Origin of the sequence: Thermodesulforhabdus norvegica, assembly GCF_900114975.1 — a bacterium.
GTDB classification, from domain to species: domain Bacteria; phylum Desulfobacterota; class Syntrophobacteria; order Syntrophobacterales; family Thermodesulforhabdaceae; genus Thermodesulforhabdus; species Thermodesulforhabdus norvegica.
Genome location: NZ_FOUU01000011.1, coordinates 53,046 through 76,503 on the forward strand (window position 1 = coordinate 53,046; position 23,458 = coordinate 76,503).

27 protein-coding genes are annotated in these 23,458 nt (G+C 51.4%); 17 read left to right on the forward strand and 10 right to left on the reverse strand.

What is annotated here, in order from left to right:
* The first annotated feature begins 171 nt into the window (after positions 1–171).
* The 14 genes from BM091_RS12250 to BM091_RS12315 all read left to right on the forward strand — a co-directional run bounded on the left by BM091_RS12250 (position 172) and on the right by BM091_RS12315 (position 10,009).
* Positions 172–462: a hypothetical protein gene (locus BM091_RS12250; protein ID WP_093396149.1), complete on the forward strand. Its 291-nt coding sequence runs from the start codon at positions 172–174 to the stop codon at positions 460–462.
* Between the two features lie 443 nt (positions 463–905).
* A complete protein-coding gene (locus BM091_RS14160) occupies positions 906–1,499 on the forward strand; it encodes a NifB/NifX family molybdenum-iron cluster-binding protein (protein ID WP_218148895.1) in 594 nt (197 codons plus the stop codon).
* An 18-nt stretch (positions 1,500–1,517) separates the two neighbouring features.
* On the forward strand, positions 1,518–1,874 hold the full coding sequence (locus tag BM091_RS12260) for a DUF5320 domain-containing protein (protein ID WP_093396150.1): 357 nt from the start codon (positions 1,518–1,520) through the stop codon (positions 1,872–1,874).
* A gap of 60 nt (positions 1,875–1,934) precedes the next feature.
* Entirely contained in the window at positions 1,935–2,297 is a 363-nt protein-coding gene (locus tag BM091_RS12265) for a NifB/NifX family molybdenum-iron cluster-binding protein (RefSeq protein ID WP_093396152.1), read from the forward strand.
* Positions 2,294–3,148 (forward strand): ATP-binding protein, encoded by an 855-nt coding sequence (locus tag BM091_RS12270; RefSeq protein ID WP_093396153.1) that lies wholly within the window; start codon positions 2,294–2,296, stop codon positions 3,146–3,148. The genes BM091_RS12265 and BM091_RS12270 overlap by 4 nt, the downstream gene beginning before the upstream one ends.
* Positions 3,135–3,383 (forward strand): FmdB family zinc ribbon protein, encoded by a 249-nt coding sequence (locus BM091_RS12275; protein ID WP_093396155.1) that lies wholly within the window; start codon positions 3,135–3,137, stop codon positions 3,381–3,383. The genes BM091_RS12270 and BM091_RS12275 overlap by 14 nt, the downstream gene beginning before the upstream one ends.
* 6 nt (positions 3,384–3,389) lie before the next feature.
* Positions 3,390–4,292 carry an ATP-binding protein gene (locus BM091_RS12280; protein WP_093396156.1) on the forward strand — a complete coding sequence of 301 codons (903 nt, stop codon included), beginning with the start codon at positions 3,390–3,392 and terminating at the stop codon, positions 4,290–4,292.
* A complete protein-coding gene (locus BM091_RS12285) occupies positions 4,273–4,680 on the forward strand; it encodes an iron-sulfur cluster assembly scaffold protein (RefSeq protein ID WP_093396158.1) in 408 nt (135 codons plus the stop codon). The genes BM091_RS12280 and BM091_RS12285 overlap by 20 nt, the downstream gene beginning before the upstream one ends.
* Complete coding sequence (locus BM091_RS12290; RefSeq protein WP_093396159.1) at positions 4,677–5,591, forward strand: Mrp/NBP35 family ATP-binding protein; 915 nt, start codon at positions 4,677–4,679, stop codon at positions 5,589–5,591. The genes BM091_RS12285 and BM091_RS12290 overlap by 4 nt, the downstream gene beginning before the upstream one ends.
* On the forward strand, positions 5,588–5,926 hold the full coding sequence (locus BM091_RS12295) for a NifB/NifX family molybdenum-iron cluster-binding protein (protein WP_093396161.1): 339 nt from the start codon (positions 5,588–5,590) through the stop codon (positions 5,924–5,926). The genes BM091_RS12290 and BM091_RS12295 overlap by 4 nt, the downstream gene beginning before the upstream one ends.
* Positions 5,927–6,077: 151 nt before the next feature.
* Positions 6,078–6,551: a MarR family winged helix-turn-helix transcriptional regulator gene (locus BM091_RS12300; RefSeq protein ID WP_093396163.1), complete on the forward strand. Its 474-nt coding sequence runs from the start codon at positions 6,078–6,080 to the stop codon at positions 6,549–6,551.
* Positions 6,552–6,576: 25 nt separating this feature from the next.
* Entirely contained in the window at positions 6,577–7,416 is an 840-nt protein-coding gene (locus BM091_RS12305; protein WP_093396165.1) for an RNA methyltransferase, read from the forward strand.
* 27 nt (positions 7,417–7,443) lie between these two features.
* Positions 7,444–9,456 carry an oxidoreductase gene (locus BM091_RS12310; protein WP_093396166.1) on the forward strand — a complete coding sequence of 671 codons (2,013 nt, stop codon included), beginning with the start codon at positions 7,444–7,446 and terminating at the stop codon, positions 9,454–9,456.
* Between the two features lie 97 nt (positions 9,457–9,553).
* Positions 9,554–10,009: an arsenate reductase ArsC gene (locus tag BM091_RS12315; RefSeq protein ID WP_093396197.1), complete on the forward strand. Its 456-nt coding sequence runs from the start codon at positions 9,554–9,556 to the stop codon at positions 10,007–10,009.
* A gap of 21 nt (positions 10,010–10,030) precedes the next feature.
* On the opposite strand, the gene BM091_RS12320 is transcribed toward BM091_RS12315, so the two are convergent.
* From BM091_RS12320 to BM091_RS12350, 7 genes are all read right to left on the reverse strand, one after another.
* Positions 10,031–10,540: a ferritin family protein gene (locus BM091_RS12320; protein ID WP_093396168.1), complete on the reverse strand. Its 510-nt coding sequence runs from the start codon at positions 10,538–10,540 to the stop codon at positions 10,031–10,033.
* 16 nt (positions 10,541–10,556) lie between these two features.
* Positions 10,557–12,590: a thioredoxin domain-containing protein gene (locus BM091_RS12325; protein WP_093396170.1), complete on the reverse strand. Its 2,034-nt coding sequence runs from the start codon at positions 12,588–12,590 to the stop codon at positions 10,557–10,559.
* Positions 12,591–12,640: 50 nt separating this feature from the next.
* Positions 12,641–12,829 carry a hypothetical protein gene (locus BM091_RS12330; protein ID WP_093396171.1) on the reverse strand — a complete coding sequence of 63 codons (189 nt, stop codon included), beginning with the start codon at positions 12,827–12,829 and terminating at the stop codon, positions 12,641–12,643.
* A gap of 31 nt (positions 12,830–12,860) precedes the next feature.
* A complete protein-coding gene (locus BM091_RS12335; RefSeq protein ID WP_093396173.1) occupies positions 12,861–13,391 on the reverse strand; it encodes a ferritin family protein in 531 nt (176 codons plus the stop codon).
* Between the two features lie 23 nt (positions 13,392–13,414).
* Positions 13,415–13,930, reverse strand: a complete 516-nt coding sequence (gene tpx, locus BM091_RS12340; RefSeq protein WP_093396174.1) for a thiol peroxidase — start codon at positions 13,928–13,930, stop codon at positions 13,415–13,417.
* A gap of 365 nt (positions 13,931–14,295) precedes the next feature.
* A complete protein-coding gene (locus BM091_RS12345) occupies positions 14,296–16,320 on the reverse strand; it encodes a monovalent cation:proton antiporter family protein (protein ID WP_093396176.1) in 2,025 nt (674 codons plus the stop codon).
* Positions 16,321–16,345: 25 nt separating this feature from the next.
* Positions 16,346–16,621 carry a hypothetical protein gene (locus BM091_RS12350; RefSeq protein WP_143083147.1) on the reverse strand — a complete coding sequence of 92 codons (276 nt, stop codon included), beginning with the start codon at positions 16,619–16,621 and terminating at the stop codon, positions 16,346–16,348.
* 181 nt (positions 16,622–16,802) lie between these two features.
* Here BM091_RS12350 and BM091_RS12355 point away from each other — a divergent pair, with 181 nt between their 5' ends.
* The gene (locus BM091_RS12355) at positions 16,803–17,648 is read left to right on the forward strand and encodes an agmatine deiminase family protein (RefSeq protein ID WP_143083148.1); all 846 of its coding nucleotides are present in this window, start codon (positions 16,803–16,805) and stop codon (positions 17,646–17,648) included.
* Positions 17,649–17,660: 12 nt separating this feature from the next.
* Here the strand turns inward: BM091_RS12355 and BM091_RS12360 are convergent, their stop codons facing one another.
* The 3 genes from BM091_RS12360 to BM091_RS12370 all read right to left on the reverse strand — a co-directional run bounded on the left by BM091_RS12360 (position 17,661) and on the right by BM091_RS12370 (position 19,326).
* On the reverse strand, positions 17,661–18,536 hold the full coding sequence (locus BM091_RS12360; protein WP_093396181.1) for a PGN_0703 family putative restriction endonuclease: 876 nt from the start codon (positions 18,534–18,536) through the stop codon (positions 17,661–17,663).
* A gap of 69 nt (positions 18,537–18,605) precedes the next feature.
* Positions 18,606–18,992 carry an IS1 family transposase gene (locus BM091_RS12365; protein ID WP_245735371.1) on the reverse strand — a complete coding sequence of 129 codons (387 nt, stop codon included), beginning with the start codon at positions 18,990–18,992 and terminating at the stop codon, positions 18,606–18,608.
* 34 nt (positions 18,993–19,026) lie between these two features.
* Positions 19,027–19,326, reverse strand: coding sequence for an IS1/IS1595 family N-terminal zinc-binding domain-containing protein (locus BM091_RS12370; protein WP_093396185.1), 300 nt, complete (start codon positions 19,324–19,326; stop codon positions 19,027–19,029).
* A 666-nt stretch (positions 19,327–19,992) separates the two neighbouring features.
* Between BM091_RS12370 and BM091_RS12375 the strand changes: the two genes are divergently transcribed.
* Together BM091_RS12375 and BM091_RS12380 are read left to right on the forward strand one after the other, a co-directional pair.
* Positions 19,993–22,131: an acetate--CoA ligase family protein gene (locus BM091_RS12375; RefSeq protein WP_093396186.1), complete on the forward strand. Its 2,139-nt coding sequence runs from the start codon at positions 19,993–19,995 to the stop codon at positions 22,129–22,131.
* 30 nt (positions 22,132–22,161) lie between these two features.
* Positions 22,162–22,908 (forward strand): hypothetical protein, encoded by a 747-nt coding sequence (locus BM091_RS12380; protein ID WP_093396188.1) that lies wholly within the window; start codon positions 22,162–22,164, stop codon positions 22,906–22,908.
* The last annotated feature ends 550 nt before the right edge of the window (positions 22,909–23,458 follow it).

The window sequence follows — 23,458 nt, forward strand, 5'->3', positions numbered from 1 at the left end:
TTTGCTAACTCATCGAAACGCTGAGTCGGAAAACCTGACCCGATTTGAGGGGATTGCGACAGGCGCAGAAGAAAGACGGCTTGCCGAGTGCGGCGAAAGATGGGCGGAGCAACACGGATGCTCTGCTTCGCGGACCACTCCGCCAGACACTAAATACAAAGAGGGGGGGGTATGAGAAAACTGCTCGATTGGTTTTTTGGTTTGTTTTCTTCTGATTCCTCTGTGGGGCTCAATAATGACTGTGTAATGGATGCCCATGGGAAAATCCTGGACGACCGGGACGAAACCGTAATAAATCCGGCCACCGGTTTGCTCATGATAGGTGGCATCGGTGGGTTTGATGTTGATGGTAACCCTTATGGTTGCGATTTCAGCCGTGATCTCTCATTTGACGACGATTGGGATTTCAGCCGTAATACCTCATTTGACGACGACGGTTCGGGTGGGTTTAACGATTGGTGATTCCTGGCTCTGGCAGGTAGAAGCCCAAAAACACCGGAAAAAAGCGGCTTAAAATTGCTCTTGTGCTCTAATCAAAAGCTAATTTCTTTCTGCGTCGGGAGTGGACACAGATTGGAAAGAGAAGGGATAGGTCAGGCTAAAAGATAAGGAGGGAGGATTATTACGTGTCGGAAAGCCTGATCCGATTCGAGGGGATTGTAACCTCCCTTCTTCTGCTTACTTGGTCGAAAAACCCGACCCGGCTTGAGGGGATTGCGGTGTAGCTTTTTTGCGACAAATCTGTTTGTTTTTGTCGCAGTCCTGCGACGATTTCCCGGCTCTTCCCCTGAAGGGTAAAAAACCAACCTACCGAAATTACGGCACTTTCTCCGAACAAAACAATCCTGGCCCGAATATTGCCTGACTAAAGGGTGCTCCTAAAACAGAACCGCAGGAACCGGCTTATGGGAAGTAAAGCGGCCTTTTCGGTATGGAGAAATCTAATTGCACCGGTTTTCGATGTGGCAAGAGAGATAAGAATTGTGGAGCGGAGCGGCAATGAGTTTGTTTCGGAAAGTATCTTTACCTGCTTTTCCCCTTCACCTTGGGACCGAGTGCGTTTACTCAGAGAACAGCAGGTCCAGGAGCTCTTCTGCGGTGCCATTTCCAGACCGCTTTTCAAGATGCTCCGCTGTTCGGGCATTCTCGTGGTTCCCTTTATTGCCGGAACCTACCGGGAAATCAAAGATGCCTGGGTCCAGGGACGGTTCCTGCATCAGAGCTTCATCATGCCGGGGTGTGCAAACTATCGGAAGTACTTTGCAGAACCGGTTTTCTATTCCTCAGGGGAGAATGGGCTTATGGGTCAGCAAGAAAGAGAAGGACCCGGCCCTGGCGGAGAGGGTCCGGGACAGAGACGGCGCAAGCGAGGACAGGGGGCAGGTCCGGGAGGTTACTGCGTCTGTAGAAACTGCGGACATAAGGAACCCCATAAGAGGGGTGTGCCCTGCAGTCAGGAAATCTGCCCGCGGTGTGGCGGGCCCATGTACAGAGAATAAGCGTTAAGGAGGTTTACCATGCCACGCGGTGATAGAACGGGTCCCTGGGGTCTGGGACCGATGACGGGTCGAGCCGCCGGATTCTGTGCAGGCTTTGGAGCACCCGGCTACCTGAACCCCTGGCCCGGTAGAGGCCGGGGCCGGGGAAGAGGTTGGGGCCGGGGGTTCGGATTCGGTCGTGGGCGTGGATGGCGCCGGGGCCTCGGCTGGTGGGCTCCACCGGCATGGCCCTGGTGGGTTCCACCCGGTCCCTATACGGCTCCGGATCCAGAGCTGGAAAAAGACTACCTGAAAGAAGAAGCAGAGGCCCTTAGGGAAGAGCTCTCAAGAATAGAGAAACGCCTTGCCGAGCTCGAAAGGGAGAAAACCGAATAATCCGAACCTCTTCCGGGCGGGGGGTGGCCCCCGACCCGGATCGAACAGGGAGGCTTCTCCATGAAGATTGCGATAACGTCCTCGGGTGACACGCCGGATTCCCTGCTCGAGACCCGCTTCGGCAGAGCCCCGAAGTTCATAATCTACGATACCGAAAGCGACACTTATTACGCCATTGATAACAGCCAGAATCTCAACGCCCCCCAGGGAGCGGGTCTTCAGTCGGCTCAGAAGGTAGCCCGGGAAGCCGTAGAAGCCGTGATAACGGGCCATTGCGGGCCCAAGGCCTTTCAGGTTCTGAAGTCCGCAGGTATCAAAGTTTGTTACAGCCAGGACAGAACGGTAAAGGAAGCAATAGAGGCCTTCAAAAGCGGAAAGCTCGTCGAAGCCGGCTCGCCTGATGTGGAGGGGCACTGGGTATGATCCTTGCCGTTGCATCTGGAAAGGGCGGCACCGGGAAGACCACTCTTGCAGTCAACATAGCCAGGGTCATAGAAGAACCGGTGCAGCTTCTCGATTGCGATGTGGAGGAACCAAACGTTCATCTCTTTCTCCCCCCTCACGGTTCTCACACAGAAGAGATCAGCATTTCAATACCGGAGCCCCGGGAGGAGCTTTGCAACGGCTGTGGTGAATGCTCGGAGTTCTGCCAGTTTAACGCCCTCGTCGTGCTGAACAAAGTACCTCTGGTTTTTCCCGAGCTCTGCCACAGTTGTGGCGGATGCCTTGTCCTGTGCCCTCAAAAGGCTCTTCGGGAAGTTCCAAGGCCGATCGGAATTGTTGAAACCTGGCGGCAGGATTCAATAACGGTCATACAGGGGCGGTTGAATGTCGGGGTTGCCATGTCTCCGCCGCTGATCAGAGCCGTTAAGGCGAGAATGAAACCGGGAATGACAACCGTCCTCGATGCTCCACCGGGAACGTCCTGTCCCGTCATCACGACGGTTCGAGGGGCCGATGTGTCTCTCCTCGTGACGGAGCCAACGCCTTTTGGGTTCCACGATCTGAAGCTCGCCGTGGGAATGGTGAGAAAGCTCGGAGTCCCCTTCGGGGTGGTGATCAATCGCTCTGACATCGGCGACGACAGGGTTGTGAAATTCTGTGAAGAGGAAGGTATCCCGGTTCTGGGGGAGATTCCCGAAGATCGGCGGATTGCCGAAGCTTACTCACGGGGAGACATTCTCGTCGATGTACTGCCCGAATACAGACCCCTTTTTAAAGAAATTGCCGTGAAAATTCGGGATATAGGTGGAGTCGGAAATGCCTACCTATGAATACGAATGCAGAAGGTGCGGTTACTCCTTCGAGCACTTTCATTCCATAAGCGAAGCCGGACCGGGGAACTGTCCCGTCTGTGGAGGTCCGGTGAAGCAGATAATAACCGGTGGTACGGGATTCATATTCAGAGGTGGTACACCGCCTGGAAAGGCCTGTGGCTACGAACATACAGGTGAGACCTGCTGCGGAAGAGGCGAACCCTGTGACAAAAGGCACTGTCATGACAGGTGAATCATCATGAAAGACGAAAAGCCCACCGAAATAGTTATCATAAGCGGCAAGGGCGGCACCGGCAAAACGAGCCTCACCGCCGCCTTTGCAAGCCTTACGGGAAAGTGCGTTCTTGCGGACTGCGACGTGGATGCGGCAGACCTTCACCTGATCGTTAATCCCGAAGTGGTGGAAGTGCACGAATTCTGGAGCGGGCACAGTGCGGTTATAAAGGCCGATCGGTGTAACGGCTGTGGGGTGTGCGCCGAGTATTGCCGCTTTGATGCGGTAATTCCCCGGGACGGGCGATTCTGGATCGACGAGCTTTCCTGTGAAGGGTGCGGTCTGTGCGTCCGCCTGTGTCCGGAGGAAGCCGTGGACTTTATCCCCAGGCTTTGCGGTCATTGGATGATTTCTGAGACTTCTTTCGGGCCGATGGTCCACGCCCAGCTCGGCATAGGGGCGGAAAATTCCGGCCGGCTGGTTTCCGTCGTGAGAAAGCAGGCCCGAGAAATAGCACGGAGACGGGCCATACCACTGGTCCTGGTTGACGGCCCACCCGGTATCGGATGTCCCGTGATCTCTTCTGTTACCGGAGCGGATCTTGTCGTGGTGGTGGTAGAACCCACGCTTTCGGGATGCCACGACATGGAGCGGGTCATCGGGCTTGCAAAGCATTTCAGGATTCCCGCCCTGGTCTGCCTGAACAGGTGGGACATAAACGAGAAGATGGCCGGGAGCATAGAGAAGAAAGCACGAGAGCTCGGTGCCCCCGTTGTAGGCCGCATCCCTTACAATCCTGCCTTTACGAGAGCTCAACTGACAGGGGAGCCGGTGGTTCGGCTCGACGGGAGACTGGCGGTTATCATCGAATCGATATGGCAGGAGATAGAGAGAGCTGGAGGGGAGCATGGAGTTTCGTGGAAGTAAGTTCGAAGAAGCCCTGGAGTTCGCAATCGGGCTTACTTCTGAAAGTGATCTTCTTCCGGCCCCGGACGGATGGAACGGACATGCCGTAACCCGGGGATCCTGCGGAGACGAAATAGAAATATGGATAAAAACGGATCGTGATGTCATCGTCGATGCGGCCTGCAGGGTCAGAGGCTGCCTCCCTTCCAGAGCCTGCACAGTGTCGGCAATTGAGCTGATCAGAGGAAAAAGGCTTCGGGATGCAGAGCTTCTTTCACCCCGGGACATCCTGAGCCGAATAGATCTGCCTGAAGATGCCGAACATTGTGCAGTTCTGGCCGTAGAAGCCCTTCAGGCCGCATTGAGGAATCTGAAAGGCGGAAAGGAAACGGAGGAAAAGGGTCAATGACGGAATCGAAGAGCTGCAAAAGCTGTACGGAAGTATCATGCTCGGCCAAAAGGCGAAAAGAGGGAGAGAGCGAAGAGGAGTTTGCAAAACGCCAGAAGAGGGCCCAGCGTCTGTGCGGTATTCGCCGTAGACTGGTGGTAATGTCCGGCAAGGGCGGTGTGGGAAAAAGCACGGTGGCCGTCAATCTGGCTGTGGCACTGGCCATGAAGGGCTACAGGACGGGATTGCTGGACGTGGACATACACGGTCCCAGCGTGCCCACACTGCTGGGAATGGAAGGCCGACCGCTCTACGGACAGGAAGAAGGGCTGATCCCCGTGGAATGTGACGGGCTCAAAGTCATATCGGCAGGCTTTCTGCTCCGTTCTCCGGAAGATGCCGTGGTATGGCGAGGCCCGATGAAGTCAAACATTATCAGGCAGTTTATCGAAGAGGTCATCTGGGGTGAACTGGATTACCTCGTAGTTGATTGCCCTCCCGGTACCGGAGACGAGCCTCTTTCGGTCTGCCACACCCTTGAGCGCGTTGACGGCGCTTTGATCGTGACGACTCCTCAAAAACTTGCGGCCGTGGACGTGATGAAGTGCATTAACTTCTGCCGTGCCGTAAGGGTTCCCATTGTAGGGTTGATCGAGAACATGAGCGGTTTTGTCTGCGCCGTCTGTAAAAGCGTTACAAATATTTTCAAAAAAGGCGGTGGAAGGGAGCTTTCGGAAAAAATGGGAGTGCCCTTTCTGGGCTCGATTCCCATAGATCCCGAAATCGTCGCGGCCGGCGATGAAGGCCGACCTTTTGTGAGGGCTTTTCCCGATTCCCCGGCAACGAAGGAAATTTTGAAAATCGTCGGGGAGATAGAAAACCGTTTCCCCGAAGAAGTGAAAGAGAAAGAACCCAGGGAGGTATGTGTATGAAGATAGCAATTCCTCTTGCGAACGGCCGCCTGTCCATGCACTTCGGCCACTCTGAGTATTTTGCCCTTATCGAAGTGGATCCCGGGAGCAAGAAGATATTGAAAAGGACGGACATTCAGGCACCGCCTCATCAACCGGGTCTGTTACCCCGCTGGATGGCGGATCAGGGAGTAAACGTTGTCATAGCAGGGGGTATGGGTCAGAGGGCGATAAGCTTATTCGAACAGCTCGGTATTCGTGTTTTCTTTGGGGCTCCCGCTGATTACCCGGAGAATCTGGTAAGAGATTACCTGGAGGGTACCCTGATTCAGGGACCCAACGTTTGTGATCACTAGCGGAGTTTCCTTTCGGGGGGCTTATCCCCCCTGCCCTTCTCCTTTTTCGGCAAAGACTTGATTTCCGGTCGTTTAGATCTTGACTTTACAATTTTATGTGTATATACACGTAAAGGCTACGACATTCTGAATGACAGGACTATCACGGAACATGACGAAAGAGAAAGAAGAAAAGCAGAGCCTTTTGCCGCAAATTGAAGAGATAGGAAAGCGCTGTGTGTGCTACAACGTCAAAAAGGTAGCAAGGCACATAACCCGTTATTACGATGAGGCCCTGAGGCCAAGCGGCCTCAGAGCCACCCAGTACGCAATTCTTATGGCAACCAAAGCCCGGGAACCGATAAGCCTTTCGGAGCTCTCACGCATCACGATGACGGATCGAACAACCCTCACCCGAAATCTAAGCGTTTTGCAACGAAAGGGATTTGTGGTCGTAAGGCACGGGGCCGACGATCGGCGGCAGAGATTCGTTGAAATCACGGAAAAAGGAAGGGAAGTTCTCTTAAAGGCCATTCCTCTCTGGGAAGCGGCTCAGAGCCGGATTGAGAAACAGCTCGGCGAAGGCCGCATAAAAAGACTTCTTGATGAGCTGTCCGAGGTGTCAAAAATTATCAGGAAAAGGTGAACTCACTACGGAAAGTGCAGCATAAATGGCAGGGAGCAACCATACCCCAATAAAACCCGTCCACAGGGCTCGGCTTGATAACATTGCCGTCGTACTTCACAGACCTCACTTCCCGGAAAACATAGGGGCTGTGGCGCGGGCATGCAAAAACATGGGCATATTCCACCTGATTGTTGTGGATCCCCTTGACTGCGATCTCACAAGGATCCTCAAAATGGCCACTCATGCCTCCGAAGACGTGGTTGCCAACATGGAAGTTTACGACGACCTTGCCGAGGCTCTTGGGCCCTTCAATTACATAGTCGGCACGACGGCACGGCGGGGTTCTCAGAGGCGAACGGTAATGAACCCCCGGGAGGTGGCCCGGGAGCTCATTCCGATAAGCCAGAACAACAGAATTGCCCTTCTCTTCGGCCCCGAGAACCGGGGCCTGGCCAACCGTGAGCTCAAGCTCTGCCATACCCTTGTGACCATACCCACCTCCGAGTTCGCGTCTCTTAACCTCGCCCAGGCCGTGATGATTATGCTCTACGAGATATTCACCGCATCGGCAGAGTTTCCCCCTGACTTCGTGCCACGCCTTGCCTCAAGCTTTGAGCTTGAAGCCATGTACGACCATCTTTCAAGGACCCTGGCAAAGATTCATTTTATAAACCCCGAGAACCCCGAATACTGGATGATGAACATCCGGAGGTTTTTCAGCCGCATGCAGTTACGGGCAAGAGACGTGAAAATAATCAGGGGGATATGTCGTCAGATCGAATGGTATTGCGAAGAAAGGGTAGAACGTCTCCTCAGGGAAGCCGGTGTTAATCGGGTGGACCCGGAAGGAGACTGTGAAGATCGCTTTTTCGGAGGGGAATGAAAAACCAATTATCAGGAGGGGTTAAAGATGAGAGATCCTCTTTTTGAACCCATCAGTCTGGGAGGTCTTGTCGTCAGAAACCGCATAGTAATGCCGGCGGTACATCTGAACATGGCCGACCGGGGTAAGGTGACCGACCGAATTTGTGCTTTTTACGCCGAGCGGGCAAAGGGTGGAGCAGGGCTGATTATCGTTGGCTTTGCAACGGTGAACGAATACGCAGGAGGGCCCGGAAACATCGGTGCTCATAAAGATGAATTCATTCCCGGGCTGAAAAAACTGGCCGGTGCAATCAGGGAAAATGGCGCTGCGGCGGCGGTTCAGCTTAACCACGCAGGCAGGTATAACCTTTCAGCCTTCCTGGGCGGTAAACCTCCCGTTGCCCCATCGCCGATTCCGTCCCGTCTCACGAAGGAAACCCCGCGCGAGATGACAATAGAAGAAATCAAAGCGACCGTAAGAGACTTTGCCGAGGCTGCCAGGCGCGTAAGAGAAGCCGGCTTTGACGCCGTGGAAATCCTGAGCGGTACGGGGTACCTCATAAGTGAGTTCCTTTCGCCTCTCACCAACCGGCGCAACGACGAGTACGGGGGGTCTCTGGAAAACCGCATGAGATTCGGCATTGAAGTGGTCAGAGCCGTTCGTGAAGCGGTTGGCCCGGATTTTCCCGTTCTCGTAAGGCTTAATGGAAACGACATGATGCCGGGAGGAATATCCCGAGAGGATCTTTTCACCTATGCTTCAAGGCTTGTGGAAGAAGGAATCTGTGCATTGGACATCAACGTTGGATGGCACGAAGCCAGAGTACCTCAAATAGTCTCGGAGGTTCCCAGGGGTGCCTTTGCATACCTTGCCAGAACCTTCAGGGAGCGACTGCCCGTCCCCGTTATCTCGGGCCATCGTATAAACGATCCCGCAACGGCCCGCCAGCTTATAGGAAACCACCTGTGCGACATGGTTGCGATGGCACGAAGCCTTATAGCGGATCCCTATCTGCCCGAAAAAGCGAGAACCGGGCGCGAACATGAAATAATCCACTGCGTGGCCTGTGCTCAGGGCTGTTTCGACAATCTCTTTAAGATGCGCTCCGTGGAGTGCCTCTGCAATCCGAGGGCGGGTCACGAAATGGAAGAAACCCCACCAAAGGCCTCCCGAAGAAAGAAGGTGCTGATAGCAGGGGGTGGGGCGGCAGGAATGAGCGCGGCCATTACGGCTCACGATAGAGGTCATGAGGTCATGCTTTTTGAAAAAGGCGACCGTCTGGGAGGGCAGCTACTCCTTGCAGGTGCGCCGCCGGGACGGGAAGAGTTCCTGCAGCTTGCGGAGGATCTGGCACGGCAGGTCACGAAAAGAGCCATCAAGGTTACGCTGAACACGGAAGTAACTCCGGAACTCGTACGGGAAATTTCCCCCGACGTTCTGATAGTCGCAACGGGCGCAGAGCCGCTGACCCCGCCTATCCCAGGCCTGGACAACCCTCCCGAATCGGTTCAGATTCTACAGGCCTGGGATGTTCTCTCGGGAAGGGCCTGGACGGGGCAGAAGGTCGTCGTCGTGGGTGGAGGAGCCGTGGGCATTGAAACGGCTCTGTACCTTGCGGACTGCGGAACCCTCAAGGGTGAAGCGCTGAGGTTCCTTCTGACTCATCAGGCCGATGACCCGAAACTCCTTCTGGAATATGCCTCCAGAGGAACGAAGGAAATCACCCTGATAGAAATGCTCCCTGAGATAGGGAAGGATGTTGGCCTGAGTACCAGATGGTGTTTCCTGCAGGACTTACAGCGCCACGGAGTAAAGGTACTTACATCGACAAAGGCCGTTGCTATCAGAGATGGCGGCATTGAGGTTGAGCAGAATGGAAGCCGGGTCGTTATACCTGCGGAAACCGTCGTGCTCGCCACAGGAGCGCGACCCTTTAATCCCTTCAAAGACATGGCGGAATCTTTGGAAATCCCCGTTTACGTAATCGGGGATGCTTCAAAGATAGGCAAGGCTTTTGACGCAATCCATTCAGGTTACAGGGTGGCAACGGAAATCTGAGAACCTTCATGGGGCTGCCGGGAGATCGGCAGCCCCTTTATGAAAGGTCAAAAAGGTAGTGGATGTTCTGCTTCCAGCATTTTCCGGGGAGGAAAGGATGAACAAAAAGAGAATCCTTTATCTTTGTACCGGAAACTCCTGCAGAAGCCAGATGGCCGAGGGATGGACGCGGCATCTGCACGGTGACTGGCTCGAAGCCCATTCGGCAGGCGTAAGCCCTCACGGCATTGATCCCAGAGCCGTGAAAGTGATGCAGGAAGTGGGGATAGACATTTCCGGTCAGAAGTCCAAGTCCATTGAAGCTGTGGAAGATCTGGAGTTCGACTATGTGATAACCCTTTGCGACAGCGCAAAAAAATCATGTCCTGTCTTTCCTGCCAGAACCCTTTACGTCCACGTTCCCTTCGACGACCCTCCTGTGCTGGCTATGTCTGCCGAGAGCGAAGAAGAGGCGCTTAACCACTACAGGCGCGTAAGGGACGAAATCGGAGACTTCGTAAGAAAGCTGCCCGAGTTCTTAAAAAGCAGACTTCACGAAAAGACCCAGCGGTAAGAGAGGTCTCTCAACGAGAAATTATCCGCCCCAGGGAAGCCCCTCGTACATCTTCTGAAGTCGATCTCTGTATTCACGGAAAAACTCTTCGTGGACCTTTTCCCACTCTGACAACAGCCTGAACGCGCCTCTGACTTCTCCATCGCTACGTTCGGCCATGCGGCGGTAAAAATCGCTCAGGTCCTTTTCGATGAGCCAGGCGGTATTGAAAACCGTTACATCGGGGATCATGGAGTCCAGCACCGTTGAATCCAGGCGCTCTTTAGTGGCTCTATCCACGAAGTAGTTGGGTACTTCACCCACGACTTCTCGCAACTCTTCCACCCTCAGTTCTTTTCCTTCCCTGAGCCTTTCGAGAATTGAAGAAATAAAGCGGATGTGTTTTTCCTCCTCCTGTATGAGTTTTTTAAAGGCATCAACGGCCGCACCTACGCTCAGACGGCTCAAAGCCGTTTCGAAGAAAGCTTTTCCGGTATATTCCTGATTTAAAGCAAACTCATAAACGTTGATCAACCTGTCGAGGTTTTGCATACCTTCCCTCCCTTTACTAAAATCCCCTGAGAAATTCTGAGGCTCTCAAAGGTGCACTGCACACTCCGTCCACACAGGAATAAACCGTTGAGTATTCCCCTATTTTTTCCATATTCCCGGTGTAGGGAATGAGATCGGCCAGTGTACGCCTTTGACCGTCGTTCTCGGGCAGGCATACCACGACTCTTCCGGGAGAAAATCGTCTTGCGATGGCCGTCAAAAATTGTCCGGTGCTTATGTCCCTGCCGGGAAGAAAAACTATGTCCTCTTTGGGCAGGTAAGATTCCAGGAGGGTGCTCAGGAAAAAGGTGGCCCCCACGGGGGTTCGTTGGGCCATGGTAAGGAGCTTCCCTGAGACCTTGTCGGAAACATCCCTCCACACGGGATCCCCCGTAATCCGATAGAAGCGCTCCACAACCGCAAAAGCACAGCTTACCGCCGAAGGAACGGCACCGTCGTAGTAGCCTGCAGGAATGAGGTCAAGGGAGGGGCCGTCACTCACGGAATATTTGAAGAAATCTTCCCGGGGGTCCCAGAAGATGTCCAACATGGATCTGGATGCCTCGCTGGCGATGAAGAGGATCTCCGGATCCCCGCTTGCCCTGTAAAGCTCCAGACAACCAAAGGCAAAGAAGGCGTAATCTTCGAGAAACCCGGAAGACCCTGAAAGGCCTTTGAACATAGTGTGAGCAAGATAGCCTCGGCGGTCCTTCATGTTTTCCCACAGGTAGCGAGCAACTCTGAGGGCTACGTCAATGTACCGCTGGTGCTCAAGAACCAGCCCTGCCGACGCAAGTGCGGCAATCTCAAGGCCGTTCCAGGAAGATATGACCTTTTCGTCTCTGAAAGGCCTGAGGCGTTCGTATCTTTTGCGAAGAAGTTTCGATTTGATCTCTCCGATTTTCTCCGAAACGGATCTGTCCTCGCCCTGTAGCAAAAGGGTCCGTCGGGACAGCACATTGCGTCCCATAAAATTCCCTTCTTCCGTTATTCCAAAAACCCCTGCAGCCAGCAGGCCGTCTTCTTCCCCCAGTGTCTCCAGAATCTCCGAAAGAGTCCACAGATAATAAGCCCCTTCTTCTCCTCCACTTTCCGCATCTTCCGCCGAAAAAAAGAACCTCCCTTCGGGTTCGGCAAGATCTCTGAGAACATAGTCACTTATTTCCCGGGCTGCCCCGGCAAAAAGCTCGTTTCCGGCACACTGGTGTGCCTCTACGAGGGCCAGTGTAATCATGGCCTGATCGTAAAGCATTTTTTCAAAGTGAGGGATCATCCATTCTCTGTCCACGGCGTATCTGTGAATTCCTCCACCCAGATGGTCGTATATTCCTCCGGTGAGAATCATTTCGAGGGTTCGCTCGACCATCTGGAGAGCGTTATCGTTTCCGTACTTTGAATAATACCTGAGAAGAAACATCAGCTGGTGAGGTGTCGGAAACTTGGGAGCAGGCCCAAAACCACCCCATTGAGGATCGAAGGCATGAGAGAGGCTCTCAAAAGCATCGTGAAAAAGCCTTTCCGCATCAAAATCCGGGCTTGCCTCCAGTGTTATGCGCTGATTGAGAATGTCCACCATCTTACGGGCATTTTCTTCCACCTCGGCTTTTCTGTCCTGCCAGATCTTTGCGATTATCTCAAGAACTTCCCGAAATGCCGGAACATTGCCACGACGGCTTTTGGGGAAATAGGTACCCGCGAAAAAGGGCTTTCCATCTGGAGTCAGGAAAACCGAGAGAGGCCACCCGCCCGAGCCGGTGAGAGCCTGACAGAAGGCCATGTAAACTTCGTCCACATCTGGCCGTTCTTCTCTGTCCACCTTAACGGGTACAAAGTGGCGGTTGAGGAAATCGGCAATCTCCGGGTCTTCAAAGGACTCACGAGCCATCACATGGCACCAGTGGCAAGTCGAGTAGCCTATGGAAAGAAATATGGGCTTCTGCTCAAGCCTGGCCCTCTCGAAGGCCTCGTTACCCCAGGGATACCAGTCCACGGGATTGTTGGCGTGTTGAAGCAAATAGGGACTCTTTTCGTTTATCAGCCTATTGGGCATCTCTTATACCTTTTTAGAAAGAGGGGGGCTCCCCCCTCCGGATATTGCAATTAGGCCTTTGCATAGAGAGAACACCTGGTGAAATCTACGGGCTTTCCACAGCCCGGACAATTATGAGGCTTATCGGCCTCATCGGAGAAGATTTCTATTTCCTTGCCGCACTCCGGACATTTACACATAAAAGAGGTGAGGTGCTTGAATTGTTCAAAACCGGGGCAGTGTTTTGGCGTATTTACCATGATACTCCTCCTTTTCGGCTCTGTTAAGCCTTTACGCTCCGTCTAAACCCGTCCTACCCTTTTCCATGAACCACGCTTCGGGATTGGAATAGTAAAATTTCAGGTCCTCCAATGCCCTCAGGTGTTCCCTATCCTCCTCGAGAAACCGGGACAGGATTTCCTCTTCCTCCCGGGATTCGGCAACTTTGAGGAACTTCTCCAGCATTGCCACGGCCTGCCTTTCCAGCTCTATTCCCAGATCCAGTGCCTCAATGTGTTTCGTACAGGCCTCCCCTGCGCTAAGCTGTTCTTTCGCTTTTGAAATCAGCTTTTCGGCAATGGAGACCCTTTCGGGATTGTAGGCACAGGAGGGATCGAGGCGATTTTCGGCAACAAGGATGCTTTCAAGCCGTTGAAGCCTCTCAAGAGCACTTTGTTCTTCACCCTTCAGTAAATCAAAGGCTTCTCGCCCGACCTGATCCTCACACTCCTGAGCCGCCTTTGCATATAGCTCCGCTTTCCTCTTCTTGAGGTCCACGAAGTCACAGAGAAAATCCCTGATCCGCGAATCCGTCCTGGTCATGATTCTCCCTCCCCGAGCCCGGTCTAACCGATGCACTCTTTCACGGCTTTGAGAACTGAATCGTAATCGGGTTCATGGGTCACCTCAGGAACCAGTTGTACATGGCGTATAACTCCGGAAGCATCCACGACGAAAACGGCTCTGGCAAGCAGCCTCAGGTCTTCCATCAAAACCCCGTAAGCGTTACCGAAGGAAGCCCATCGATGGTCGGAAAGGGTCGTGAGGCGTTCTACCCCCGATGCACCACACCAGCGCTTCTGTGCAAAAGGAAGATCCATGCTCACTATTACGATTTCAACATCGGAGCTGAGCTTCGTTGACTCTTCGTTGAACCGTTTTCCCTCGATGTCACAAACGGGGGTGTCTAAAGAGGGAACAGAAGCAAGAACAACAACCTTACCGGAAAACTTACCGGGAAACTCAACGGTGGTAAGATCCTGAGCCACGGCTCTGAAGGCCGGGGCTTTCTGCCCCACCTCCGGAAGCACTCCCGAAAGCTTCACCTCTTTACCCTGAAGCGTCACCGAATGATGTGCCATAGTACACTCTCCTGCATAACCTGTCGGTTAATAAACCTTAAAGTTTTTTACTAACTGATAATGGTTCTTCCTAGATGATAGTCACTAAATCGACAGAATCAATAGCGATAAAGGGCTCAGTTTTACGTAGGCGAACAAAGAGGGGATTTTTAAAGCGACCGCAGGAAGTGCCGAAGCAGAGGCAATAGACAGGCTAATGCCCCTGAAGAATGAGGCTAAACGAGCGGTAGCATAGAATCTCAGAGCCCCGCGGAAATAGCCCTCTCCGCATACGATTATGCAATATCCCCGGTGGATCAGGTGTTATCTGTCTGTTTAATGGAGTGCGCACCGGAAAACCCTGTGTAACTTCCGGCTGTCCATACTTATTCACTGCCGGCTACAGGGTTTGAGCCCTCCTCACCCTCCTTTTGAGGATTACTCAAAAAAAGCCCTCTGGCCTTCATAATGTCCAGAGGGGAACCGAGAAGGACGACAAGGTCACCTGCCCGGATCTCCATGTCGGGCGACGGATTGGCAAAGAGATTGTTTCCTCTACGCACGGCTACGGCCGAAACGCCGTATTTTTTTCGTAGCTCCAGCTGAGCCAGTGTAGCACCGTCAAAGGAAGAACCCTCTTCCACCCTGAAGGACATTACTTCCAGATCCACCGTAAAAGGTTTCAGTTGCGTCACTATTTTGCCGGCGTAGTCGTCTTCTCTCATCATCCGATAACCGTCAGAACCGAGCATTACCACCAGCCGCTCTATTTCGTTCAGTGGAACCAGGAATTTGTTAAGCACCCTTGCGAACATAGCCAGAGACGTTTCCAGCTCCTCTACTATCACCTCATCTGCACCAAGGCGTCTGAGTTCCTCCACTTCCTGCAGATACCTGGTTCTTACGATTACCTGAAGCTCCCGCCTCAGCTTCTTGAGCAACTCCACTATTCGACGGGTTGCAGTGGGATCGTTTATCGCCACGACAACTGCTTTTGCCTCCCGGACATGAACCTGCTCAAGTGACGACTCGTGGGTCGCATCACCGTAGAATATGGGTTCTCCTCTTTCTCTTTCGGTTCTTACCGTCTCCGGGTTCATTTCCAGGACGGCGTAAGGTATTTTAAAAACCCTGCAGGCCTGAGCCATGTGCCTTCCGGTAATACCAAACCCGATAATGACCAGATGATTTTTCGGATCCTTCTCGAGCCGTGATTTCGCGTAATAGCCCTGGCGGATCTTTGACGGCATGGGTAGCCTGGCAATCGAATATCCCAGCCTGGGAGCAAACTCCAGCAGAAAAGGGCTTAAAATCATGGTCATTATGGATACCAGCAGAAAAAGGTTGTATTCGTTTTTGCCCAGAATACCTTCGGAGAATGCGGAACCCGCAAGGACGAAGGAAAATTCCCCTATCTGACTGAGGGCCAGGGCCGCAATAACTGCGGTTCTGATAGGCATTCCCAGAAGTAGCGCTGCCGTACATGCCGCCGTGGCCTTTAAGGTCAAAACCCCCGCAATGCCCAGAAGAACGAAGGCCGGTTTCTGTACCAGCAGGGACGTGTCCATCAGCATTCCGATGGATACAAAGAAAAAAGTGGTAAAAACATCTCTGAAGGGAATTATGTTTCCCAGCGCCTGCCGGGCATATTCCGACTCGGATAGTACGAGTCCAGCAAGGAATGCTCCAAGTGCAAAAGAAAGTCCGACCTGAGCGGTTGCCCAGGAAATCCCCATGCAGACGGTTATAACACTCAGTAAAAATAGTTCCCTTATCCTGGTACGGGTTATCTGGAACAGCAGTGACGGCACAACCCATTTTGCTCCTATCAACGCCACGGCAACTATCAGAATGCCCTTGATAGTGTTTGTAGCCAATGCTGCCGGCGCCAATCCGTCGCCTGCGAGAAGCGGTATCGTCAGCATAATCGGTACGATGCTTAGGTCCTGAAAAATCAGCATACCCAGTACTACACGCCCGTGGGGCGTATGGAGTTCACCCTTTCTCTCTAGCTCCTTTACGACTATCGCCGTGCTACTCAGAGAAATCAGCAAACCCAGAACGAGAGACCTATGCCCGGGTATTCCCAGCACGACTGAAGCACCATAAGCAAGTCCCGTCGTTATGATGACCTGTAAAAGCCCCCCGATAAAAACAAACCTTTTGATCCTGAAGAGTTCTTTCATCGAGAATTCAAGCCCGATTGAAAAAAGAAGCAGGATAACGCCGATTTCGGCGAGAACTTCCACTTCATGTCCTCGATGGACGATGCCGAGACCATAAGGGCCTGCAATCAGTCCTGTAATGATCAGTCCCACGAGGACCGGTATTTTTAGCTTATGGCACAGCATAAGGACCAAAACTGAAAGACCGAACAGGAGTGAGACATACGCTATGATTCCTTCCTGCACAGCACACTCCTCCGGGAAGTTATCGTCAGGCCATTATGAAAGTTGGGAAGATAATTTCAATTTCAAAGTGAGGTCGCTGGGGTAGATCGGAGGAAAGAGGCCTGTCGGAGCCGGAGGAGTTCCGCTTTATGCTGGCCTCCAGCTCTTCGACGCACTCTTCCAGTTGAGCGATCCCTGCCGATTGGAGTTCAATAAGAGGAAGACGGCCCCGATTGGCCTGGAGTAAATGTGGTGGTATCTGCCGCAGCCTTTGGTGGCCCCACTTCCAGCCGCTTTGCCGATCTCTAACAGGTGCCCTCAAAGCGGTTCTTCTCAACAAAGGTTTCCAGCAAGGCCAGGGGGTGTTGATAGTAATCGTGCCAGTCGCGAACGAGGTGGTAAAATAGTTGACAGAGGAGGTGGCCTTGAATAGATAAGAATGGGTGTCCGGATTAAATAAGAATCACCGGCCGGTTTCGTAAGAATACCCAGTAGAGTGTGTATTGTATAATTATGTTATGATTCCTGAATGGAAAACTAACTTCCTCTATTTTTCAGAGCTACTTCCTGAGAAACATCCTCGTTTTTGGGGAAGACTGAAGGATATCTTAAAAGAGGAGGCCATCAAATACTCATTTCTGCCTTTTACTAAGGATATCTGGTGTAGAGATTACATGCCGGTGCAGATAAGCAAAACAGAATTTGTTCAGTTTAGATATGATCCAGATTATTTAAAAGATAGAAAATACTGTCAGTTAAAAACTGAACCAGCTCCGATAAACAATGCTCTTCAAATAAGTCCCCTTTATAGTGAGCTGATTCTTGATGGTGGAAATATTATCTATTCTTCAGATACGGCAATCTTAACTGATAAGATTTTCAAAGAAAATCATTCAATTAACAGAGATGAGTTAATAAAAACCATTCAAAGGTCTCTCATGGTAAAAAATATTTATATTCTGCCCAGACAGCCTTATGATATCTACGGCCATGCTGATGGTATGGTAAGGTTTATTGATGACAACACTATACTTATTAACGATTTATCAAATGAAAGCACCACTTACCAGAGGAAATTAAAAAGTGCCCTCTCTCGCATACCATTTAATATTATCCCTCTTACTGTCCCTATAAAGCATCGTTTTTATTGGGCTTACATAAACTACATACATATTGGCAATAGCATCATCCTGCCAGTAGTTGGTCACGAGGTAGAGAAGATTGTTTTAAAACAGTTTAAAACAATCTTTCCTGACTGCAATATCAGGACAATTAATGCCAGAGAAATACTTTTAAAAGGCGGGGGACTTCACTGTATCAGTTGGAATGTTAAATTGCCCTTCAAATAACCTTAATATTCCTTAAAGGTAACGAGTCGTTATATATTCAATGTATTCTGGAAACTGATCTCTATAACTGGAAAGTTTTGTTATCAGTTCCTGATAAGTTATATGATGAAATTTCACCCCATCTTTTTCCACCACCTCTTTAAAACATTCAATCTCCTCTCTGTGGCGGTATCCTTCTTCTCCTGGAACATCATACCATAGATATAATAACCAGAAATTCTCAGGCTTAGACGTTAATCCTAAAATGTGTTTAATAAGTTGAGCAGCATCAAGGTAGTTAAAGGATTTTTCTTCGTTATTTAAAAAGTCAGCGAGTCTTCTGACATGAGGAATTTTTTTCCAGATGAATTGTTCTTGAAAGTATTGTTTTGAAAAGTGCACTGCTTTCTTACCTCTATATGGTTCTGCAAATTTGTTCTCAATTGCTATAACCTCACAAATGGTATCAACATAAGGAACTATAACTACATCAATATTCGGTGATTTTCCTCTAATCCCTTTTATTGGAGCTTTCATTTCAAAACAAATATCCCCATGTAGAAGTCTATCTGTATTAGTAGTTTTACTATCAAAAAGATTCGCGATGATATTCATAACGATATCAGCTCTTCTTGTCTTTCTCAAAAAATCAAATACATTAATGGCTAAAGCACTGGATGAATAGAGAGCTTGAATCTTAGGTTTACCGTTTTTAGTAGACAGTTCGTTCCCATCTCCTTTTTCCAGTTCTGCCTTGGTTTCTTCACTAATGGAACGAAGGAAAAAATTGTCTTCTAATTTTTCTGTATATGCTGTCCAAGTATTACCATTTCTTTTCTCTATGATTTTGATCCCTTTATTTTTTGCCCATTCAATTTGCTTTGAAATGATATATTCGTAAGCATTCATTTTCCCACACCTTCTTTATCCTTACCGAGACCTTTGAAAAATTTTAGGGTATTCTTTGCTCATGAGGATTTATATCCAATTGTTTTTGACCGTAAGGAGAGCAATTGAACCACAGAGCATAAGGGCACTTCTGCTGTAAGCTTTTGTCTTTCTTCTCAATCCGGCAAGTTTATCTTTCAAAATCGAATGCCTACCTTCATTCCTGTTGGTCTTTGCCTTGCCCCTGGCCCCCTTCACGTGCCTGTTAAAGGGCAACCAATCATAGACCTTGAAGTCATCTGTGTAATAAACCTCTGCTTCGGGAATTTCGTCATAAAACCGAAGAAATGTCCCTTCACTTCTCGAACCCACCTCAAACAAAAACCTACCGTCAGCCAGGCACGTCCACATCCAGTTACCGTTCCTGCCTGCACCTCGTCTGCACCCGACATACGTCCACGTCTCGTCCAAACTCACTTCTTTACATTTGATTTCTCTCTGCCTGGAACATCTACGCCTGTAAACCTTTAAAGCCCATAGGGCTTTTTTTTATCCATGAATACACAGTAACTAAACTGATACCCAAAGCCCTACTTATACTCGAGATACTCATGCCCTCAAGATACATACCAATAGCCTTCTCTTTTAGCCACCTCGGATGCACATGCCTCTTAGCTTCAGGAGTAAATCTATAATTGCAATGCCTGCAAAGGTAAGTCTGCTTACCATTTGCCCTCCCGTTCTTTATACACCAGTTGCTACCACAGTGCGGGCATCTCATATCTTCCCTGAAAACCTTGCGCCTACCCATCGCTATCAAATCCCTCCCAATCAAAAAATCTCCGTTAGCCCAATAAGAAAACTTCCCATGATCAACACCACCTGCTTATATTACAAAAGACATCAGGAGTAAAGAATACCAGAGCAACTTGTACCTTGACGAGTTTAAGGCTTTTTGAAAACATCTTTGTTGAATCAAGCATATAGGCAATTACTCTAAACTTTGGGAGGCTCTAAAAAGATGCAACGGTAATAGAAAACCCCGATGGGGCTGCAAGACCCAGGGAGAAGCCCAATTTTCGTTGCACTTCTTCCTTTGGCATTGAGGTAGGTAAAACACCATGGTTTCTGGCGTGTTCGCCTGTTGATAATGAATGCCTGTGCAGAGCACAATAGTGATTGAGGACTGTTGTGGCGTCTGCATGATAGAATTTGACCTGTCATGATCTTCCATTCCCCATCAATCTGCACCGATAGAGTGTCCCGTGCCGTCTATTGCTGAGAGCAGGCAGGTAAAGCCTTCAAGAAACCTGATATCTGGAGCGTTTTGTCGGTAAAAAGTTCGGCAAAGCCGCTTTATGGCAATGAGAGGATATAACATCACCTGCACCGGGAGAGTTTGACGGGCTTTAAGGTGCAGGGGCGGCATTTTATAAGAGAAGTTCTATCGTTATTCATTCTTTTTTGGAGGGCAACTATGGAAAGGATGGACAGAACGGCGCAATCTGCTTTTGATGCTCTTTTTTACCCACGAGCCGTTGCGGTGGTGGGAGCTTCCACCCATGGCGGTAAGGTAGGCAACTTCGTCATGCGTTCTCTGCTGGCATCGGACGTGGAGAAGGTTTATCCTGTTCATGCCGGTGGAGCTAAAGAAATCCTGGGTCGGCAAGCTTATCCGTCCATTGAGGACATCCCGGACGATGCCGTGGATCTCTTCCTTTTTGCCATCCCTCAAAAGCACATTCTCAAATCCTTTGAGGCGGCATTGACCAAGGGGTGTAGGGGAGCCGTTATTTACACGGCGGGATTCCGAGAGGCGGGGGAGGAAGGGCGCCGTGATCAGGAAAGACTCAAGGCCGCAGCCGACGAAGCAGGAGTGAAGATCATTGGCCCCAACACTTTGGGTTTTTTCAGATCCCATAGCCTTATGAACGCTACCTTCATGCCCGTTCTGTCGGATCTTTTTAGAGAGCCTGGATCCATTGCGCTGGTCAGTCAGAGCGGAGGTGTGGCCGGGTTTGGAGCCATTCGGTTTGCGGAAGACCGGATTCCTCTGGGCACTTTGGTCTGCCTGGGGAACCGGGCCAACGTGGAATTTGCCGACATGCTTGACTACCTGGCATACGACCCGCACACTCGCGTGGTAGCGCTTTTCATAGAGGGGTTGGATGACTTGCGGCGCTTCTACGAAGCGGCCTTGAAATGTGCGGCCGTGAAGCCTGTGGTGGTTCTAGGAGCAGGTTACACGGAGGCCGGCCGCAAGGTGGCCAGATCTCACACAGGGAGCATGGCCGGGGCTGAAAGAATCTATGAGGCCGCATTCCGTCAGGCAGGCCTTATTCGGGTGCACTCCATCGAAGAACTGGTGGACGCGGCCAAGATTCTTTCACTAAACCCCTTGCCTCAAGGAAACCGCGTGGGCATTATCACTCACACGGCCGGGCCGGCCGTGCTGGCATCCGACATCCTAGCCCGGCATGGCCTTGTTCTGGCGGATATCAGCGGAGCTACCGAAGAGGCACTGGTTTCCAGAGGGGTCCTGGCACCTTTCATGCCACCGGACAATCCGGTAGATCTCACCACCTTCGGCTACCTCGACCGCAGCCTTTACGTGAAGGTGCTGGAAATCCTAGCGAGAGACGCCGGCGTGGATGCAGCTCTAGCCGTCTGCATGTCGGGCCTGGGTGATCCCAATGTGGAGACCTTTCCTGCGCGGCAGTTCGGTGAAGTAGCAGCGAGGTCAGGGAAACCCGTCGTGGTGGCATGGGGTGCACCCGGTTATGCCCGTGAGGAATTCGATGCCTGGATGGAAGCTGGTGTGGCGGCCTATCCCACGCCGGAAAGAGCTGCTACCGCCCTTGCAAACCTTTATAGATCGTCACGTTTAAGGGGTCGCCGGAGAAGTTTTGCGTCTCCCCTGGAATTTCCTGAGGAGCTCTCGGATTTTGTAGAGGATCTCCGTAGCTCGGGCAATAAGATCCTGCTGGAGCACCAGGCAAAGCGGATGCTGGAACTGGCCGGCATTAGGACTGCACATGCTGTTCTGGTTTCGGGCGAGGACGAAGCGGCTTCGGCTGCCCGGGAGATCGGCTATCCGGTCGTTCTTAAGATCGCTTCCCCTGATATTGTTCACAAAAGCGACGTAGGCGGGGTGGTGCTCAACATTACGGACGAGGAGGCACTTCGCCGCGCCTATCGGTACATGATGGAAACCGTAGCCCGCAAGGCACCAGATGCCCGGCTGGAAGGGGTGTGCGTGCAACCCATGGTTCCGACGGGTACGGACCTTATTGTGGGCGGGATCCGGGATGTACAGGCCGGTCCTGTGGTCATGTTCGGCCTGGGTGGCATCTGGGTGGAAGCCATTGGGGACGTGGCATTTCGGCTGGCTCCCGTCACCGAAGAGGACGCCCGGGAGATGATGGAAGAGATTCGGGCATCGGCGGTTCTGGAGGGAATACGAGGATCGGCACCGGTCAACAGAGACGCACTCGCTCGGCTCATTGTAACCGTATCTCATCTCATGGAGTGTTTCTCCATACAGGAGTTGGATTGCAACCCCGTTATCTTCCACAACGGCACCTTTACGGTGGCCGACGCCCGTGTGGTTTTGTGAAAAAAGCAGGAGTCAAGGGAGGAGGTCAACATGAGTGTCTCCATGGAAAAAAGTCGTCCTTATAGAAAAATGGCCTCTTCGTGCCGCACTCGTCCGGTGCGGCCGAAGCGCATCGTGTGGCCGAAGGTTCAGCCTGTGGAGCTGGAAGGTGGAAAATACCGCGTAACCCTGCTCCGAAGGGACCTGATTGAATCTGCCGCGCGCCTCTGGCGCCTGGGATATCCGGAGCTATACGGCTCACCCCATGAATTCCTGCTCGATCCGGACCAGTACGAACGGTGGGTGGCCTTATGGGATCGCTGGGACGAGGATGCAAGCTCCAAGGTTTACTGTATGGCCGTTTTGGAGAAGGTTGAGACGGGCACGGTTTTGTCCGGGTCGGTGCTTACCAAGTTTGAGAGGAATCTTCAGGTGGAGTTTTCCTTTGTGGCCACCCTTCCGGGGTTTCGCCGGAAAGGCCTATCGCGAGAGCTTCGATGTTTTGTCCGAAAGATTGCAGCAGGCACCGGTGCGGAATATTTCACCACCTTTTGCGAAACCTGGCATGACATTACACAGAAGTGGTGTCTTAAAGGGGGCTGGAAATTGGCGGGGATCTTCCCCGGAAACTTTGTACGCTGGAACGGCGACAATGAGGAGTACCGAGGGTGTACGGTTCATTTTTACCGGTTTACCCGGGATGCGCTGGACTATGTAACTCGCCCGGAGGAATGGCACCTGGCACCTGAGGTTAAAAAGCTCTGGGAAGTCCTGGCCGAAATCAACGGAGAGCTTTAAAAACGCTGCTTTCTTGAGCTCTTCGACGGATGCAAACCACGTAAGATCGGCCCCGGGTTTCCTTGCCTGGGCTAAAAGGGAGGAGATTATCTGCAGTTTTTTCTTCTCCTAATATGCAGCAATCTATTTAGAGAATTATGCTACTATGCTTATAAATAATAGTGCAGCTTAAAGAAGCCAAAAAAGAACTGTACATAGTGTTTAGTCAAGTGTGTCCGTGGGGGAAGAGGCTTTTCTGAATTTAGCGATGGTTTCCCGGAATCCCGGTAAGCTTTTTTGTCTGTATTTTTCGTTCATATGCGATAGTATCAGATACACCATTTTGTAGACAGCCTCCGGACCGGAAAAAACCTCAATAACCTTGGCCCTTCTTTTTATTTTGTAATAACCCCTATGAATCAAGACCAAAATTAACGTTATTGAAAAGGCGATGATCCTCCGTTGTTTATGGGAGACGAAATCAAAGGGTCATACCCCTTCGGCCATCGCTCCAGGCCTTGACAACCGGTTTTGGGCCTGATGAACGGAAGGCGGTTTTGGCGGTTGCACT